General features: G+C 67.3%; 15 protein-coding genes. 8 read left to right on the top strand and 7 right to left on the bottom strand.

Annotated elements, in window-relative coordinates; translation table 11 throughout:
• The first annotated feature begins 139 nt into the window (after positions 1-139).
• Complete coding sequence (locus tag ACWV8V_RS17460) at positions 140-5,059, top strand: alpha-2-macroglobulin family protein (RefSeq protein WP_455900325.1); 4,920 nt, start codon at positions 140-142, stop codon at positions 5,057-5,059.
• 53 nt (positions 5,060-5,112) lie between these two features.
• On the top strand, positions 5,113-7,488 hold the full coding sequence (gene pbpC, locus ACWV8V_RS17455) for a penicillin-binding protein 1C (RefSeq protein WP_455900324.1): 2,376 nt from the start codon (positions 5,113-5,115) through the stop codon (positions 7,486-7,488).
• A 57-nt stretch (positions 7,489-7,545) separates the two neighbouring features.
• On the opposite strand, the gene ACWV8V_RS17450 is transcribed toward pbpC, so the two are convergent.
• Entirely contained in the window at positions 7,546-8,130 is a 585-nt protein-coding gene (locus ACWV8V_RS17450) for a ferritin-like domain-containing protein (protein ID WP_455900323.1), read from the bottom strand.
• Between the two features lie 29 nt (positions 8,131-8,159).
• Positions 8,160-8,642 (bottom strand): peroxiredoxin, encoded by a 483-nt coding sequence (locus tag ACWV8V_RS17445; protein ID WP_102788119.1) that lies wholly within the window; start codon positions 8,640-8,642, stop codon positions 8,160-8,162.
• Between the two features lie 250 nt (positions 8,643-8,892).
• On the opposite strand from ACWV8V_RS17445, the gene ACWV8V_RS17440 reads away from it, so the two are divergent.
• Positions 8,893-9,789, top strand: coding sequence for a DnaJ C-terminal domain-containing protein (locus ACWV8V_RS17440; RefSeq protein ID WP_282262356.1), 897 nt, complete (start codon positions 8,893-8,895; stop codon positions 9,787-9,789).
• A 123-nt stretch (positions 9,790-9,912) separates the two neighbouring features.
• Here ACWV8V_RS17440 and pilH read toward each other — a convergent pair whose 3' ends face one another.
• Together pilH and ACWV8V_RS17430 are read right to left on the bottom strand one after the other, a co-directional pair.
• Positions 9,913-10,296: a twitching motility response regulator PilH gene (pilH, locus tag ACWV8V_RS17435; protein ID WP_121038872.1), complete on the bottom strand. Its 384-nt coding sequence runs from the start codon at positions 10,294-10,296 to the stop codon at positions 9,913-9,915.
• An 89-nt stretch (positions 10,297-10,385) separates the two neighbouring features.
• Positions 10,386-11,381, bottom strand: coding sequence for a YhdH/YhfP family quinone oxidoreductase (locus ACWV8V_RS17430; RefSeq protein WP_455900322.1), 996 nt, complete (start codon positions 11,379-11,381; stop codon positions 10,386-10,388).
• A gap of 213 nt (positions 11,382-11,594) precedes the next feature.
• Between ACWV8V_RS17430 and hflK the strand changes: the two genes are divergently transcribed.
• The 4 genes from hflK to ACWV8V_RS17410 all read left to right on the top strand — a co-directional run bounded on the left by hflK (position 11,595) and on the right by ACWV8V_RS17410 (position 15,429).
• Entirely contained in the window at positions 11,595-12,716 is a 1,122-nt protein-coding gene (hflK, locus tag ACWV8V_RS17425; RefSeq protein ID WP_259259501.1) for an FtsH protease activity modulator HflK, read from the top strand.
• Entirely contained in the window at positions 12,713-13,576 is an 864-nt protein-coding gene (gene hflC, locus ACWV8V_RS17420) for a protease modulator HflC (RefSeq protein WP_019186091.1), read from the top strand. Before hflK ends, hflC begins: the two co-directional genes overlap by 4 nt.
• A 69-nt stretch (positions 13,577-13,645) precedes the next feature.
• A complete protein-coding gene (locus ACWV8V_RS17415; protein ID WP_121038863.1) occupies positions 13,646-13,831 on the top strand; it encodes a DUF2065 domain-containing protein in 186 nt (61 codons plus the stop codon).
• Between the two features lie 305 nt (positions 13,832-14,136).
• Entirely contained in the window at positions 14,137-15,429 is a 1,293-nt protein-coding gene (locus tag ACWV8V_RS17410; protein WP_088432983.1) for an adenylosuccinate synthase, read from the top strand.
• Between the two features lie 98 nt (positions 15,430-15,527).
• Here the strand turns inward: ACWV8V_RS17410 and ACWV8V_RS17405 are convergent, their stop codons facing one another.
• On the bottom strand, positions 15,528-15,941 hold the full coding sequence (locus ACWV8V_RS17405) for an EF-hand domain-containing protein (RefSeq protein WP_455900321.1): 414 nt from the start codon (positions 15,939-15,941) through the stop codon (positions 15,528-15,530).
• 230 nt (positions 15,942-16,171) lie between these two features.
• Between ACWV8V_RS17405 and ACWV8V_RS17400 the strand changes: the two genes are divergently transcribed.
• Complete coding sequence (locus tag ACWV8V_RS17400; RefSeq protein WP_259259503.1) at positions 16,172-16,498, top strand: DUF6966 domain-containing protein; 327 nt, start codon at positions 16,172-16,174, stop codon at positions 16,496-16,498.
• Here ACWV8V_RS17400 and ACWV8V_RS17395 read toward each other — a convergent pair whose 3' ends face one another.
• The gene (locus tag ACWV8V_RS17395; RefSeq protein ID WP_455900320.1) at positions 16,499-17,194 is read right to left on the bottom strand and encodes a M23 family metallopeptidase; all 696 of its coding nucleotides are present in this window, start codon (positions 17,192-17,194) and stop codon (positions 16,499-16,501) included.
• Between the two features lie 4 nt (positions 17,195-17,198).
• Complete coding sequence (locus ACWV8V_RS17390) at positions 17,199-18,143, bottom strand: L,D-transpeptidase family protein (RefSeq protein ID WP_429000513.1); 945 nt, start codon at positions 18,141-18,143, stop codon at positions 17,199-17,201.
• Positions 18,144-18,146: the final 3 nt, after the last annotated feature.

Below are 18,146 nucleotides of genomic sequence, written 5' to 3'. Positions count from 1 at the left end.
AGCCGACCGTTGGTCGGCTGCCCTTGGCGGTGGCCCTGCCGGTCACCCATGACGCCCATGACGCCCATGACGCCCGGGGTCGCCCGCGAACAAGCGGGGACGGCCCGTATACTGGCCGCCTTGTTCAAGGAGTGACGTCATGGCTAGCCGCAGTCGGTTCGGGCAGTGGAGCTGGAAGGGAATCGCGGGCCTGGCGCTGGTCGCCGGCCTGGCCATCGGCGTCGGGGGTTGCAAGCGCAACGACAGCGGCCAGCTGCCCGCACCGTCCGGCGCGCCGATCACGGCCAAGGCCGAGGCGGTCACCGAGTTCACCCTGGTCCGGGCCTACCCGGATCAGAAGAGCGACGGCTTGTCGCTGGCGCTGGAGTTCTCACGCCCGCTGGTCGGCACCCAGGATTTCGACGCGCTGGTCCGCTTTGCCGAGAAGGTCGGCACCGAGGACAGCAGCTGGTCGCTGTCCGATGACGGCAAGACCCTGCGCTATCCGTTCGTGGAGGCGGCCAAGGAATACTCCCTGATCGTCTCGCCCGACCTGCTCGCCGCCGATGGCAGCCGGATCGGCAAGGAGCTGCGCCAGAAGGTCTTCACCGGCGAGCTCAAGCCGGTGGCCGGGTTCGCCTCGCAGGGCAGCGTGCTGCCGTCCAAGGACAGCCGTGGCCTGCCGGTGGTGTCGGTCAACGTGCCGGAAGTGGACGTGGAGTTCCTGCGCGTGCGCGAGAAGGAACTGCCGAACTTCTTCAGCCAGTACCAGCGCGGCGGCCGCCGCGGCAGCTGGGAGCTGGAGAGCGAGTACGGCGACAAGACGCCGATGTCGCAGTTGGCCGAGCCGGTGTACGTCAACCGCTTCGTGATCGGCGGCAAGCAGAACGAGCGCGTGCTCACCTACCTGCCGACGCAGGACATCAAGGAGCTGCAGCAGCCCGGCCTGTATTTCGCGGTGATGAAGCGCAGCGGCTCGTTCGAAGGCGAGTACGACACCGCCTTCTTCACCGTCAGCGACATCGGCCTGCATACGCGCGCCTACAAGGACACGCTGTTCGTGCACACCGCCTCGCTGCAGAGCGGGGCGTCGCTGAAGAAGATCGAGCTGCGCATCCTGGATGGCAAGGGTGAGGTGGTGCTCAAGGGCGCGACCGATGGCAACGGCAATGCGCTGCTCAATTACACCCTCGATGCCAGCCATGTGCTGATCGCCAGCAGTGGCGGCGATACTTCCATGCTGCCGTTCAACCAGCCCGCGCTGGACCTGAGCGAGTTCGCCGTGGCCGGGCGCGACAACGCCTGGTTCGACGTGTTCACCTGGTCGGGCCGCGACCTGTACCGCCCCGGCGAGACCGTGCGCATCTCGGCCCTGCTGCGCGACAACGACGGCAAGCCGGTGAAGCCACAGCCCGTCTTCCTGCGCCTGAAGCAGCCCGACGGCAAGACCTTCCGCGAGACCCGCCTGACCCCCGGTGAGCAGGGCTACTTCAGCTTCGAGCAGCTGATCCCGGCCGAGGCCCCGACCGGGCGCTGGCAGGTGGAGTTCCGCACCAATCCGGCCAGCAAGGAAGCGATCCAGGGCATGACCCTGCGCATCGAGGAGTTCCTGCCCGAGCGCATGAAGCTGGACCTGGACAGCGCGCAGAAGACGCTCAAGCCGGGCGAGCCGCTCAAGCTGCAGGCCGATGCGGCGTATCTGTACGGTGCGCCGGCCGACGGCAACCGCTTCACCGCGCGATTGGCCGTAGCGGCTGAGCAGTCGCCGGTCGAGTCGCTGCCGGGGTACTTCTTCGGTGACCCGACCACCGCGCTGCCGCGCGAGGCGCGCGACGTCATCGACACCGAATTCCCGGCCGACGGCAAGCTGCGCCAGGACGTGGAGCTGCCGGCGGAAGTGAAGCCGACCGCACCGATCGCCGTGGTGCTGTCCGGCAGCGTGTATGAAACCGGTGGGCGCACCGTGACCCGCACGCTGAAGCGGGTGATGTGGCCGGCCGCGGCGCTGGTCGGTGTGCGCCCGCTGTTCGATCCCAAGGACGGCGCCGATGCCAACAGCAACGCGCGATTCGAACTGATGCGCGTGGACGCGGCGGGCAAGCCGCAGCCGGCCAAGGGCCTGAAGGTCACGCTGGTGCGCGAGCTGCGCGATTACCACTGGACCTTCAACGACAACCGCTGGGATTACGACTTCACCCGCCGCTTCGAGAACAAGGACACCCGCACCGTCGATGCCGGCAGTGCGGCGGTCGGCGTTGATTTCCCGGTGGAGTGGGGCGAGTACCGGCTGGACGTGTTCGATCCGGCCACCGGGCTGACCAGCCGCTATCCCTTCAACGCCGGCTGGAGCTGGAACGACGACAACCGCGGCCTGGATGCACGCCCGGACAAGGTCAAGCTGGCGCTGGACAAGACCGGCTACAAAGCCGGCGATACCGTGCGCGTCACCGTGACCCCGCCGCATGCCGGCAAGGGCGTGCTGATGGTCGAGAGCGACAAGATGCTCTACGTCCAGGATATCGACGCCAAGCCGGGCAGCACCTACGACATTCCGGTCACGGCCGAATGGGAACGTCACGACGTCTACATCACGGCGCTGGTGTTCCGTGGCGGCAGTGCCCCGAGCAAGATCACCCCAGCCCGTGCGGTCGGCGTGGTGCATGTGCCGATGGACCGCAAGGCGCGGCAGATCGCGGTCGGCCTGGTGGCCCCCAAGCAGATGCGCCCGGAGCAGACGCTGCCGGTCACCGTGAGTGCCCCGCAGCTGGCCGGCAAGGTCGCGCATGTGACCGTCTCGGCCGTCGATGTGGGCATCCTCAACATCACCCGCTTCCCGGTTCCCGATGCCGCCGCGCACTTCTTCGCGCAGCGTCGCCTGGGTGTGGATGCGTATGACATCTACAGCCGCGTGATCGAGAGCTTCGACGGCAGCAGCGGCAAGCTGAAGTTCGGTGGCGACATGGCGCTGGCGGCGATGCCGCAGGCCAAGCGCCCGACCGCGCGCGTGCAGACGGTGGACCTGTTCTCCGGCCCGGTGAAGCTCGATGCCAAGGGCATTGCGCGGATCGCGTTGAAGGTGCCGGATTTCAACGGCACGCTGCGCGTCTCGGCGCTGGTCTACGCCGATGACCAGTACGGCAAGCGTGATGTGGAGACCGTGGTGCGCGCGCCGATCCTGGCCGAAGCCAGCATGCCGCGCGTGATGGCGCCCGGCGATACCAGCACCGTGACCTTGGACGTGCAGAACTTCACCGGCACGCCGGGCGAGTTCAAGGTGCAGGTCGATGGTATCGGGCCGCTGACCCTGGGCGAATCCAGCCGCACACTCAAGCTCAACGCGGATGCCAAGAGCACGCTGAGCTTCCCGCTGACCGCGCGCGAGGGCTACACCGTGGCCAAGGTGCGCGTGCGCGTGGACGGCAACGGCTTCAAGGTTGATCGCCGCTATGACCTGCCGGTGCGCGCGGCGTGGCCGCAGGTGCTGCGCGCGCAGACCCGCACACTGGATCTGCTGGCCGCGGTGACGTTGGAGGCCGGGCTGGCCGATGGCCTGATGAACGACTCGGTGACCGCACGCATGCTGGTCAGCGCGCTGCCGCCGATTCCGTTCGCCAGTGCCTTGAACGGCGCGCTCAACTATCCCTATGGCTGCGCCGAGCAGACCACCAGCAAGGGTTACGCCGCGCTGATGCTGGATGAGGCGACCTCGGCCATGCTCGGTGCGGACGGGCTGGATGCCAAGACCCGCCGCGAGCGCATGGAAGGTGCCTTCGGCCGCCTGGCCTCGATGCAGGTGGCCAACGGCAACTTCTCGATGTGGGGCGACGACGGCTACATCAATCCCTGGCTGACGCCGTACATCGCCGAGTTCCTGCTCGACGCCAAGGACGCCGGCTTCGCCGTGCCGGACAACGTGCTGCAGAAAGCGCTGAACCGCCTGAGTGAAGACCTGCTGTCCGGTGGCAACCAGTTCTATGGTGAGGACCGCCGCGAGAACCTGAAATTCGCCAACCAGGCCTATTCGGGCTACGTGCTGGCGCGCGTCAACCGCGCGCCACTGGGTACCCTGCGTGCGCTGTACGACAACGAGCGCAGCAAGTCGCTGACCGGCCTGTCGCTGGTGCACCTGGGCATCGCGCTGTCGCTGCAGGGCGATCACAAGCGCGGCGATGCGGCCATTGCCGCCGGCTTTGCCAAGAGCGCGGCTGACCGTCCGGCATACTTCGGCGATTACGGCAGCGCGGTGCGCGATGACGCGCTGATGATCGCGCTGCTGCACGAGCGCAAGTTGTCCAAGCCGGCCTACGATGCACGCGCGGTCGATCTCGGCCGCGCGCTGGATGCCCGCCGCAACAGTGGCTGGATGTGGCTGAGCACCCAGGAGCAGGTGGCGCTGGCCCGCATGGGCAAGGCGTTGTCGGCCAACCAGAAGAAACTGGTCTCCGGCGAACTGGTGGTGGGTGGCGAGAGCGAGACCATCCCGGCACGGCGCATGTTCGGCCGCAGCTTCGACTACGCCGCGCTGGCCAAGGGTGTGCGCTTCACCCCGCAGGGGGAGCCGCCGATGTTCGCCAGCCTGGAAGTGGCCGGCATTCCGCGCAACCCGCCGGAACCGGACAGCCGAACGCTCGGCGTGGAGCGCAGCTGGTACACCACTGATGGCAAGCCGTGGACGCCGCGTCCGCTGAAGGAAGGCGAGGCCCTGATCGTGCGGGTCAGCGTCACCCCGAACGTGGACATGCCCGATGCACTGCTGACCGATCTGCTGCCGGCCGGGCTGGAGATCGAGAACTTCAACCTGGGCGATGCCAAGCAGTGGGCCGATGTGGTGGTCGACGGATTGAGCGTCAACGATCGTGGCGATGCGGCCAACATCAAGCACGAGGAGTTCCGCGACGACCGCTACGTGGCCGCGCTGAAACTCTCGCGTGGCAGCACTGCCAAGGTGTTCTATCTGGTGCGTGCGGTCACGCCGGGCACCTACCGCGTGCCACCGCCGCTGGTGGAGGACATGTACCGTCCCGACCTGCGCGGGGTGGGGCGCAGCCTCCCGGCGTCGCTGACCGTGGTGCAGCCCTGATCGCAGGGCGGGCCGTCCCGGTGACGGCCTGCCTGCCTCGCTGCTGAATCGACATGACGTCTCTTTTTTCCAAGCGGTGGTGGGCGTCGGTGCTGCGCGGCGTGCTGCCGTCCCTGCGATGGGGCACGGCTGCGGTGCTCGCGTTGCTGCTGGCGCTGGACCTCGCGTTCCCGCCACCGCTGCCCAGGCAGCGCGACACCAGCACCCTGGTGGTCGCGCGCGATGGCACGCCACTGCGCGCCTTCGCCGATGCCGACGGGGTGTGGCGCTACCCGGCCTCGGCCGACAGCGTCTCGCCGCTGTATCTGCAGGCACTGCTGAACTACGAAGACCGCTGGTTCTGGCGGCATCCCGGCATCAACCCGTGGGGCCTGTTGCGGGCCGGCAAGCAATGGCTGTTCGAACAACGGATTGTCTCCGGCGGTTCGACGCTGACCATGCAGGTGGCGCGGATCCTTGATCCGCATACGCGCACGCCGTGGGGCAAAGCCAAGCAGCTGCTGCGCGCGGTGCAGCTGGAACTGCACCTGAGCAAGGCGCAGATCCTCGGCCTGTACCTGGAACGCGCACCGTATGGCGGCACCATTGAAGGCGTGGAGGCGGCGAGCTGGGCCTATCTGGGCAAGCCGGCCTCGCAGTTGTCGCATGCCGAGGCGGCGTTGCTGGCGGTGCTGCCGCAGTCGCCCAGCCGGTTGCGCCCGGATCGCCACCCGGAGGCGGCACAGCGGGCGCGCGACAAGGTGCTCGAGCGGATGGTGTCACTCGGTGTGTGGTCACGCGAGGAGGTCGACGATGCGCGCATCGAGCCGGTGGTCACGCGCGCGCTGCAGCCCCCGCTGCATGCGGCGCTGCTCGCCCAGCGGCTGCGCTCGGCACAGCCGCGGGCGGCGCGGATCGAAAGCACGCTGGATATCGGCCTGCAGCGCACGCTGGAAGAGCGTGTGTCGTCCTACTTTTCGCAGCTGCCCGAGCGCACCTCGGCGGCATTGCTGGTGGTGGACAACCGCACGCTGGAGGCACGCGCCTACGTCGGTTCGGTGGCGTTCGGCGACAAGCAGCGGCTCGGCCATGTGGACATGGTGCAGGCGTGGCGCTCACCGGGTTCCACGCTCAAGCCGTTCCTGTATGGCATGGCGCTGGATGATGGCCTGATCCATTCGGAAAGCCTGATGTTGGATGCGCCGCAGAGCTTCGGTGGCTACCGGCCGGGCAACTTCGATGCGGCATTCAATGGGCCGGTCAGTGCCGCCACGGCCCTGCGGTTGTCGCTCAACGTGCCGGCGGTGGACCTGCTGGATCGGGTCGGCTCGGCGCGTTTCGCCGCACGCCTGTCGCATGCCGGCATCAACCTGCGCTTTCCGCATGGCAGTGCGCCCAATCTCTCGCTGATTCTCGGCGGCACCGGTGCGCGGCTGGAGGATCTGGTCGGCACCTTCGCCGCGTTCAACCGTAACGGCATCGCCGGGCGGGTGCGTTACACCGCCGAGGATGCGGTGATCGAGCGGCGTCTGATGTCCCCCGGTGCGGCGTGGATCACCCGCGAGGTACTCGAGTCCAATCCACGCCCGGGCTACGGCACCGGCACCTTCGATGTCACCGGCCGCCCACGTGTGGCCTGGAAGACCGGCACCAGTTACGGCTACCGCGATGCCTGGGCGATCGGCACGACGCGCCATTACACGGTAGGCGTGTGGGTGGGGCGCCCGGATGGCACGCCGCTGCCCGGCCAATACGGTGCGGTGACCGCCCTGCCGCTGATGTTCGAAGTGATCGACAGTCTGCCGCGCCAGGCCGGCGATGCCAGTGCGGCGCCGATGCCGGCGAGCGTGGCGCAGGCCGAGATCTGCTGGCCGACCGGCGGCTTGGTAGAGCAGACCGCAGCGCCCCTGTGCCAACGCCGGATGCCGGCCTTCGTGCTGGACGGGGTCGTGCCGCCGACCTTCGCCGAACGCGAGGCGCGGCTGTGGCAGCCGGGGCTGCAGCGTTTCCAGGTGGATGCGCGCACGGGGCTGCGGCTGTCGCCGGAGTGCAGCCGGCCGCATGCGGCGGAGCCGCGTGAGATCGCGCGCTGGCCAGCGCTGTTGTCGCCTTGGTTGCCCCAGGCCCAGCGCCAGGCCTCGCAGTTGCCTGCGTTGTCCCCGGACTGCAGCGCCGACGGCCGCGAGAGTGGCGGCACCCTGCATATCGAGGGGCTCAACGACCGCGCCACCCTCGCACGCGCACCGAATGCCGAGCACGGCGTGCGCCTGCAACTGCGTGCACTGGGCAACGAATCAACGGTGGATTGGTTGCTGGATGACCGCTGGATTGCCCGCACCGAAGGGGCGCGACTGTTCCAACGCGATTTTGATGAGGTGGGTGAGCACACGTTGACCGCACTCGCTGCTGACGGTGCCTGGACGCAGGTGCGGTTCCGGATCCTGCGCTGATCATGCGGTGCACAGGGTCTGGCAGTGCCGGCCACGGGCCGGCACTACCGTCCAACATTACTCCCCGATCCAGCCATCCAGCAGATCGGCGAATTCGTCGGCGTGTTCCTCTTCCTGCGCCAGGATCTCCTCGAGGATGCGCTTGGTCGTGGTGTCCTTGTCGCCCACGAAGTTGATCATCTCGCGGTAGCTGTCGATCGCGATGCGCTCGGCAATCAGGTTCTCGCGGACCATGTCGCGCAGGTCGCTGCCTTCCTTGTACTCGGCATGCGAGCGCGCGGTGAGTGTGTCCGGATTGAGGTCCGGCTCGCCGCCCAGCTGCACGATGCGTTCGGCCAGCTTGCCGGCGTGCGCCTGTTCCTGCTGTGCGTGTTCCAGGAACTCGGCCTTGATCGAATCGGCGAGCATGCCCTTGGCCATGAAGTAATGGCGGTAGTAGCGCAGCACGCACACGTACTCGGTGGCGAGCGCATCGTTGAGCAGCTTGATCACCGCTTCGCGGTCGGCGCTGTAACTGTCGGTGATGGCGCCGTCTTCGATGTCCTTGCGGGCCTTGGCCCGCAGGGTGGCGGTGTCGCTGATGCCCGGCGGGCGGGCGTTGTCCGGGGCGGTGTTGGGGGTGTTCTTGGCTGGCTTTGACATGGCTGGCCGGGTTCCTCTGTTGCGTGGGTCTAGCGGGGGAGATGCTCCAGCACGTACTGCGCCGAAGACACCTCGAATTTTCCGGGTTCCTCGATGAAGGTCTCGCGCACGACACCGTCTTCGACATACAGCGCGAAGCGGCGCGAGCGGATGCCCATGCCCGAGCTGCTGGCATCCATTTCCAGGCCCAGCGCACGGGTGAACTCCCCATTGCCGTCAGACAGCAGCTGCAGGCCGTCGGGCACCTGCTGGCTCTCGCCCCAGGCCTTCATCACGAACGGGTCGTTGACCGCCATGCAGAACACTTCGATCCCGCGGTGGCGGAATTCGGGGAACTGCTCGATGAAGCCGGGCAAGTGCCGGGCCGAACAGGTCGGGGTGAATGCGCCGGGCACGCCGAACAGCACCGCTTTGCGCGAATCGAACAGGGCATGGGTATCGATGGTCTCCATGCCCTCGCGGATGCGCTTGAGGGTGACTTCGGGAATGCGGTCGCCAACGTGGATGGTCATGCGGACTCCTTGGACACAGGCAGGGTAGTGAGGGGCATGGGATGACCATGTCAACACGTTGAAAAGCCGCCGTGCAGACCCATCTGTGGCGGGAACGGCGGGCCACGGGGGCAGCGTAGCCGTCCGTCATGTCCGCCGCATTGCGCAGGATCATTCGCGCCCGGCGTCACGGTGGGCCGGTCCGCAGCGGCTAGAATTGCGCGGACGGCGCCCGCCCACGCGGGTGGCCGAACTTAGTCGAGGTGTTTGGATGGAATTCAAGGATTACTACGCCACGCTCGGGGTGGAACCCACCGCGGGCGATGCTGAGATCAAGACCGCTTACCGCCGGCTGGCGCGCAAGTACCACCCGGATGTGAGCAAGGAAGCCGGGGCCGAGGACAAATTCAAGGCGGTCAACGAGGCTTACGAGGCGCTGCGCGATCCGCAGAAGCGCGCGGCCTATGACCAGCTCAAGGCGCAGGGCTACCGGCCCGGCGAGGAGTTCCATACCCCGCCGAACTACGGCGGTGGCCAGGGCTATGACTTCGAAGAGGTGTTCGGGGGCGGCGCCGGTGGCGGCGGCTTCAGCGATTTCTTCGAGAGCCTGTTCGCGCGCCAGCGCGGCGGTGGCGGTGGCCGCGCCAGTGGCTTCGGCGGCGCCAGCCAGGGCCCGCAGCCGACCCGCGATACCCGTGCCAAGCTGTCGGTGCCGTTGGAGGCCGCCTACCAGGGCGACAGCCTGCGCATCAACGTGGGCGGCAGGCAGCTGGATGTGCGCGTGCCCAAGGGCATCCGCCCGGGCCAGGTGATCCGGCTGGGCGGGCAGGGCACCGGTGGCGGCAACCTGCTGCTGGAAGTGGAATACGCCGAGCACCCGCAGTTCGAGGTGGATGGCCGCAACATTCTGTACACCCTGCAGGTGACCCCGTGGCAGGCCGCGCTGGGCACCAGCATCAGCGTGCCGACCCTGGGTGGTGCGGTGGAGCTGAAGGTGCCGGCCGAGTCCGATGCCGGCCGCAAGCTGCGCCTGCGTGGCCGCGGCCTGCCGGGCAACCCGGATGGCGATCAGATCGTGGAGCTGGAGATCATTGCGCCGGCGCCCACCGATGAGGCGCAGAAGAAAGCGTACAAGACGCTGGCCAAGGCATTCGGCGAGAAGGTCTGAGGCAGGTGGTGCGCGGCGTCCGGGTCATCGTTGCGCACTGACCAACGGTCGGTGTCTAGCGGGGCGGACGCGATTGCCTTCGCGGTAGAAGCCGACCGTTGGTCGGCTCACCGTGCCATCAGCTCACGCCGTCGGCGGTTCCTGGTGGCTGAAAACGCGCTCCAGCACCTCGGACAGCTCGTCTTCGGAAAACGGCTTGGTGATATAGGCCTTGGCGCCCTGGCGCATGCCCCACATGCGGTCGGTGTCCTGGTCCTTGGTGGTCACCAGGATCACCGGGATGTGCTTGGTCGCCGCGTCGCGTGCCAGCGTGCGGGTCGCCTGGAAGCCATTGAGGTTGGGCATGACCACGTCCATCAGCACCAGATCGGGCAGCTCGGCCTTGGCCGTTTCCACCCCGGCGGCGCCATCGGTGGCGGTCAGGATCTGGTGCCCGAGTTTTTCGACGATCCGCTGTATCCCCAACAGCTGCGACGGTGAATCGTCGACGATCAGAATGCGTGCCATGGTGTTCCCCGTGTGATGCCCGCAGTGTAGTGCGGGCCTCGCATTGTCGTGAAGCGCCGGGCGTGCCGTCCGTCGCCCGGCTGCCACGCTCAGTCGATTCGTACCACCGTGCGGCCGTGGTTGCCACCCGCGAGCAGGGTGTCGAACGCCGCGGGCAGGCCATCCAGCCCGACCTCGCCGGTGCAGATCGTCTCCAGATGCGCCGGCTTCCACGCGCCGCCCAGCTTGTCCCAGACCGCTTCGCGAAGATCACGCGGTGCGCTGGAGGACGAAACGCCCAGCAGCGACACGCCGCGGATGATGAAGGGCATTACGGTCATGTCCAGCGCCGGGCTGGCGGCGAGACCGGCACTGACCACCGAACCGTAGGGCACGGTCTGCGCCAGCAGGCTGGTCAGCATCGCGCCGCCGGCATTGTCCAGCCCGCCGCCGAAGCGCGCTGATTCCAGCGGTCGGGAGGTCGCCAGCACCTCACGCGGAAGAACCTCGCGGGCCCCCAGGCCCCGCAGATAGCCAGCCTGGTCGGCCTTGCCGCTGATCGCATGCACCTCGAAACCGGCCCGGGTGAAGATATCCACCGCCAGCGAGCCGACCCCGCCGGTGGCGCCGGTCACTGCCAGCGGCCCGTGGGCGGGGGTCTGCCGGTTGTCCAGCATCCGCACCAGGGCCAGCGCCGCGGTGAAGCCGGCCGTGCCCAGGATCATCGCCTCGCGCGGGCTCAGCCCAGCCGGCTGGGGGATCACCGCACTGGCGGCCAGACGCACATACGGACTGTAGCCGCCATCGCGGGTCTCGCTCAGCCCGCACCCGGTGGCGAGCACCGCATCGCCTTCGCGGTACGCCGGGTCGGTCGAAGCGACCACGGTGCCGGCCACGTCGATACCACCGACCAGCGGGAAGCGCCGCAGGATCTTGCCCTTGCCGGTGCCGGCCAACGCATCTTTATAGTTGACCGAGGACCACTGCGCGCGGAGGACCACCTCGCCGGGGTTGAGCTGGTCCAGGCCGATCGGTTCCAGCCCGGCGTGGTAGCCGGTATCGTCCTGGTGGATGCGGAAAGCGTTGAACCGGTCGGGAATTGCCATGAAGATGCCTGACGGGGGAAAACGCCACCTTACCTGCTGCTCCGGCGTGCGGGGACCCTCATGGGCCCTTGCGGATGCAGTTATGAATCGTTCCCGGAGATGCGTGACCCCTTCCAATCCTGTCGATCTGCCCCATCTAGTAGAATCGACAACGTTTTAACGGTTGACGGTGCGGGAGTGGCCCGCAGGCAACCTTACCTTGATGGAGCGTGCATGGCCTGGAATACACCCGGCGGCAACAAGGGCGGACAAGGCCCCGACGAGAATCGACGTGGGCCGTTCGGTCCTCGCGGTGGCGGCAATGGCGGCGGTTGGGGCGGTTTGCCCGGTCCGCTGAAAGACCTGTTCGATGGCGGCATCCTGCGCTGGGTTGCAGTGGCTGCGGTGTTGCTGCTGCTGTTCTCCAGCTTCCAGCTGATCGGCGAACAGCAGCGCGGCGTCGTGCTGCGCTTCGGTCAATTCCATCGCATCCTGCAGCCTGGCCCGAACTTCAAGCTGCCCTGGCCGCTGGAATCGGTGACCAAGGTCAATGCCACCGAGATCAAGACGTTCAGCAGCCAGGTGCCGGTCCTGACCCGCGACGAGAACATCGTCAACGTCTCGCTCAACGTCCAGTACCGCATCGACGATCCGCGCCTGTACCTGTTCGGCTCGGTCGATGCCGACCAGGTGCTGGAACAGACCGCGCAGAGCGCGGTGCGTGAGCAGGTCGGTCGTGCCGACCTCAACAACGTGCTGAACAACCGCGGCCCGCTGGCCGTGGCCGCCGAAGAGCGCCTGCAGGCCTCGCTCGGCAGCTACCGCACCGGTCTGTCGGTGACCGGCCTGACCCTGCCCGATGCCCGTCCGCCCGAGGAGGTCAAGCCGGCCTTCGATGAGGTCAACGGTGCCCAGCAGGTCAAGGAGCGGCTGATCAACGAAGCCCAGGCCTACGCCGCCAAGGTGGTTCCCGAAGCGCGCGGCCAGGCCTCACGGGCCCGTACCACCGCCGAAGGCTACAAGCAGGCCGTGGTCGCCAAGGCCGAGGGTGATGCCGAGCGCTTCAGCCTGCTGCAGGTCCAGTACAAGGACGCCCCGGAAGTCACGCGCAAGCGCCTGTGGCTGGAAACGGTGCAGAAGGTGCTCTCGGAGAACCGCAAGATCATCGGTGGCGATGGCCGCCAGCTGATCTACGTGCCGATGCCGGGCGACAACCGCACCAGCACCAATGCCGCTCCGGCGGTGACCCCGGAAGTCATGCTGCCGTCGCTGCCTGCCAGCACGGCCGTGGATGGCGTTCGCAATGCGGAGCGTCCGACGACGCGCCCGACCGGTCGTGAGGAGGGCAGCCGATGAGAAGTTCACTGTGGATTGGTCTGGCCGTAGCGGTCCTGCTCGGCCTGCTGGGTTCGGTTTACGTGGTCCGTGAGGACCAGACCGCGATGGTGCTGAACCTGGGCAAGGTGGTCCGTGCGGACATCAAGCCGGGCCTGCACTTCAAGGTGCCGCTGGTGGAAACGGTGCGCGTGTTCGATCGCCGTTTCCAGGTGCTCGATACCGCCCCGGCGCGTTACTTCACCGCCGAGCAGAAGGACGTCAGCGTCGACTTCTTCGCCATCGGTTACATCTCCGACGTGCGCGCGTACTTCCGTGCGACCGGCGGCGATGCCCGCGTGGCCAATGCCCGTCTGGCCCCGATCATCACCGACTCGCTGCGCAACCAGATCAACTCGCGTTCGTTGCAGCAGCTGGTGTCCGGGGATCGCAGCGAACTGATCGCCAACCAGCTGACCGGCATCAACGAGTCGGTCAAGGCGCTCGGCATGCAGATCATCGACCTGCGCATCAAGCAGATCGACCTGCCGACCGACAGCCAGGTGATCAACGATGTGTACGAGCGCATGCGCGCCCAGCGTAAGCAGGAAGCGGCCAAGCTGCGCGCCGAGGGTGAAGAGCAGTCGCTGACCATCCGTGCCCAGGCCGACCGCGAGAGCACCGTGATCGTGGCCGAAGCCGAGCGCGATGCCCAGCAGCTGCGCGGTGCCGGCGATGCCGATGCCGCCCGCATCTACGGCAAGGCCGGCTCGGCCGACCCCTCGTTCTACGCCTTCTACCGCAGCCTGGAGGCCTACCGTGGCTCCATGACCGACGGCAATGGCGTGATCGTGCTCGACAAGAACGACCCGTTCCTGCAGTACCTCAAGAGCGATCGCTGAGGCCGCAGGCGGTAGTCATCCACGGGGACCCGGTGCAGACCGGGTCCCCGTTTTGTTTGTGGAGATGTCATGAAAGATCTGTTCTCGGCCCTGTGCCTGGTCGCCGTGCTCGAAGGCCTGTTCCTGTTCGCCGCCCCGCTGGCCTGGAAGCGGATGGCCGAGCAGCTGCTGATGCTGCGCAGCAGCGCCCTGCGCACCTGGGGCGGGGTGATCCTGCTGGCGGGCCTGACCACCCTGTGGTGGCTCAAGCACTGAGCGGGTTACCGCCATGCGCTGGCTGGTAGTGCCGGCCAGTGGCCGGCACCTGCCGCGGCGGTTCTGACCGGCTGGTGAAGTCCACCGGCCCCCGGGGTGGCAGCGGCCACCGGAAACCCGGATAATGCACAAAAGCCGGACGGGCACTCTGTTTCAGAGTCACTCGTCCGGCTTTTTCCGTGTCTGGGTACCCCAGCGTCGGCGCGCTCCCCGCTGGAGCCCGCCACCCCGCGCTGAGCGGCCACCCCGGCAGGGTCCCAAACCCGCGGCCCCGATGGCCGCACAAAAACCAGGAGTTACCCGTCATGGGTCAGTCAGTTGTCGTGTTGGGTGCCCAGTGGGGCGATGAAGGCAAGGGCAAGATCGTCGATCTGCTCACCGAGGAAATCGGCGCTGTCGTGCGCTTCCAGGGCGGCCACAATGCCGGCCACACGCTGGTCATCAATGGCAAGAAGACCGTGCTGCACCTGATTCCGTCGGGCATCCTGCGTGAAGACGCGCTGTGCCTGATCGGCAACGGCGTGGTGATCTCGCCGGCCGCGCTGCAGAAGGAAATCGCCGAGCTGGAAACCTCCGGCGTGGAAGTGCGTTCGCGCCTGAAGATCTCCCCGGCCGCGCCGCTGATCATGCCGTACCACATCGCCCTGGACCAGGCGCGCGAACGCGCTGCCGGCGGCAAGGCGATCGGCACCACCGGCCGTGGCATCGGCCCGGCGTATGAAGACAAGGTGGCGCGTCGCGGTATCCGCATCGCCGACCTGCATTACCCGGCCCAGCTGGAAGAACTCCTGCGCACCGCGCTGGATTACCACAACTTCGTGCTGACCAATTACCTCAAGACCGACGCGGTCGACTTCCAGAAGACCTACGACGAAGCGCTGGCCTTCGGCGAATACGTCGAGCCGATGAAGTCCGACGTTGCCGGCATCCTGCACGACCTGCGCAAGCAGGGTAAGCGCGTGCTGTTCGAAGGCGCCCAGGGCGCCCTGCTGGACATCGATCACGGCACCTACCCGTACGTCACCAGCTCCAACACCACCGTCGGTGGCGCATTGGCCGGTGCCGGCGTCGGCGCCGATGCGATCGACTACGTGCTGGGTATCGCCAAGGCCTACGCGACCCGCGTCGGCGGTGGCCCGTTCCCGACCGAGCTGGACGATGAAGTCGGCCAGGGCATCCGCGACCGCGGTGCCGAGTACGGCGCCTCGACCGGCCGCCCGCGTCGCTGCGGCTGGATGGACATCGTCGCACTCAAGCGCGCCGTGGCCATCAATGGCATCAGCGGCCTGTGCATCACCAAGCTGGACGTGCTCGACGGCATGGAAAAGCTGAAGGTCTGCATCGCGTACGAATATCGCGGCAAGCGTACCGAGTACGCGCCGCTGGACGCGCAGGGCTGGGAAGAATGCACGCCGGTGTACCTGGAGTTCCCGGGCTGGACCGAGAACACCCACGGCATCACCAATTGGGACGACCTGCCGCCGGCCGCCCGCGCTTACCTGCGCGCGCTGGAAGAGCTGGCCGGCTGCCCGGTGAGTATCGTCTCGACTGGCCCGGACCGCGACCACACCATGGTCCTGCAGGATCCGTTCGCCTGATCAGGCGCGTAGTGCCGGGGCATGCCCGGCATTGTGTGGAGCAGTAAGAAAAAGCCCCGCGCAAGCGGGGCTTTTTCGTTGCCCCGCCCGTGCCCGCGTCAGCGCCGGCCGATGCCCATCTGCAGTTCCGACAGTTCCAGAGTCTCATCGTGGTTGGCATCCATGCTCTGGAAACGCATCTCTGACGAGCGGCGCATTTCCTCGGCACTCAGCTCGCCGTCGCCGTTCTGATCGGCAATGCGCACCCATTCTGCTGCCGAGAACTCGCCATCACGCTGCGGACCGAGCACCGCCTGCACTTCATCGACGCTCACACGGTAGTTGTGATCCGCATCGACCAGACGGAAGAACGCGTCACCGTCGTACTCATCACGGCTGACCTTGCCATCGCCATTGCGATCCAGCATTGCGAAGCGGTCCGGTGCGGTGGCGGGCAGGTCCTGCGCGACGGCGGTGCCTGTTGCGCCAACGCCAGACAGAAGGAGCAGGGCAACGCGAGGTGCGAGCATCATCACGGTCTTCTCCAGAGCGGTGCGAATAGTGAGGCATGCCGTCAGCGGTCAGTGTCCGCTCGGCGGGTGACCAGGACAACGGCATTTTTCCGCATTCGCGCCAGTAGTTTTACTGGTTGATCGGGGTCAGCTGACCGCAGTGCTCGTGCCCCGCCGCGCATGGCATGCTGGGCAGCCTCACAATAGTCACACGGGCCGGTATGGAATCTGGAGATAGCGCGGGGTCGCGCATGAGCAACGCGAACCGCGCACTGCATGCGGTGGTCACCGAGCTGGAAGCGCTGTTGCGCGGCGACGGCGAAAACCACTGGGCCGATTGGATGCAGCGGGTCATCATCCAGCTTGAGCAGGGCGATCAAAGCGCGCCGGAGAGCCTGCTGCGCGCCTATGGCGGAATGGGGTCGTTCAACGATCTCGCGCTCGGGCAGGGCTACAGCAATGGCCACTTCCAGTGGCGAGCGGACGCGGGTGAACTCAATGAGCGTCTGGACGCATTGCGCGGCCGTGCCTGGGAACTGGCACGGGCGATCCGGGATGCAACAGCCAGCCCGCGTTGATCAGAGCGCCTGCCGGCCGGTCAGCACCGGATAGGGGTTGATCGATTCGCCCGTCCACCACTGCTTTTCCGGGCCCAGTACATGGATCTCGAAATGCAGATGGGGCGCTTCCGGGCTGGCATTGCCCGTGCTGCCGACGTAGCCGATCACCTCACCACGCTTGACCGTCTTTTTCTCCGCCAGACCGTCGGCGTAGCGGTCCAGATGGGCGTAGTAATAGCAGTACCGACCGCTCGGTTCGAACTGGTACACGGTGAGACCGCCGCGCACGCTGTCGAACAGTTTCTCGACGGTGCCGTCGGCGACGGCCAGCACCGGCGTGCCGTTCGGCGCCAGGATGTCGATGGCATCGTGCACGCGGCCCTCGCTGCGCGCATCGGTGAAGGTGTCCTGCAACTGGTCCGCACGGATGCCCTGCACCGGCAGCAACAGGGCGCCGGTGGCATCCGCAGGGGGCGGTGCGACACCGCCCGCATCAGGCGCGGGCGGCAGGGGCGTGGTCGGGATCGGTGCGGGTGCGCGGGCCGGGGGGGATGGCGGCGGCGGTGCGTCGAGTCCGGCACGGGTGGAACTCGTGGCCGATCCCACCTTGGCCGGTTCGGCGGCGCCGAGGCGGGCCGAGGGTCCTGGCCCCAGCAACCAATAGCCGACCACACCGATCACCAGGCCCACCGCCAGCAGTCGCAGGGTCTTCATGCGCTTACTCCTGCATCACGACGGGCACGGAGGCATCCACCGCATCGGCCACCTGCAGCGCATCCCAATTGGTCAGGCGCACACAGCCATGCGACTCGGTCTTGCCCACGTGGCCAGGCTCGGGTGTGCCGTGCAGGCCGTAATGTGGCTTGGAAATGTCGATCCAGACCACGCCGACCGGATTGTTCGGGCCCGGCGGCAGCACCGCCTTGCTGTCGCTGGCCTTGGCGTCCCAGAACAGCTTGGGGTTGTAGTGGAAGGTCGGATCGCGCGAGATGCCGAGGATCTTCCACTTGCCGATCGGCAACGGGTCATGTTTGCTGCCCGAGGACACTGGGAACTGCGCATACACCTTGCCGTCGGCATCGAACAGCCGCAGCGTCGAGCCGGATTTGTCGATCACCAGCTTGCTGGCCTTGGCCAGCGGCGTGACCGCGATGTTCGGCACCTGGATCACGCTGCCGGCCTTGCCCAGGTCCACACCGGGATTGAGCGTCTTCAGCAGGTCGGGTGAGGCGTGGAAGCGTTCGCCCAGTGCTTCTTCCACCGAGCCGAAGCCCAGCGATGTCAGCTTGGCCTGTTCGGCCGGCCCCTTCGGCACGGGCTGGAACGGGCCGGCAACATCCTCGGCGGTCAGCGTGTAGCGCACCAGCGGCGGGGCACTGTCCGGCTGCAGGGCCTTCCAGGTCGCATCGTCCAGCTCACCGGTCACCTTGATCCCGCGTGCGGCCTGGAAACCGGACACGGCGCGCCTCTGGTTGGAACCCACTTCGCCATCGATCTGCCCTGGAGAGAAGTGCGCGCGGTCCAGCAGCACCTGGGCATGCAGGTCCGAGCGCGGCCCGGTGGCCAGCGGCGTGTCGGCCGTGGCGGTCGCCGGTGCCGCGGAAGGTGCTGTCTGGGCGACCGCCCAGACAGGGGCGGCCAGCGCCAGGGCGAGGGCGGACAGGCG

This window comes from Stenotrophomonas sp. Ker107b (genome assembly GCF_053847245.1).
Note: the sequence above shows the minus strand (reverse complement) of the source record. Positions and strands in the feature narration are given on the sequence as shown.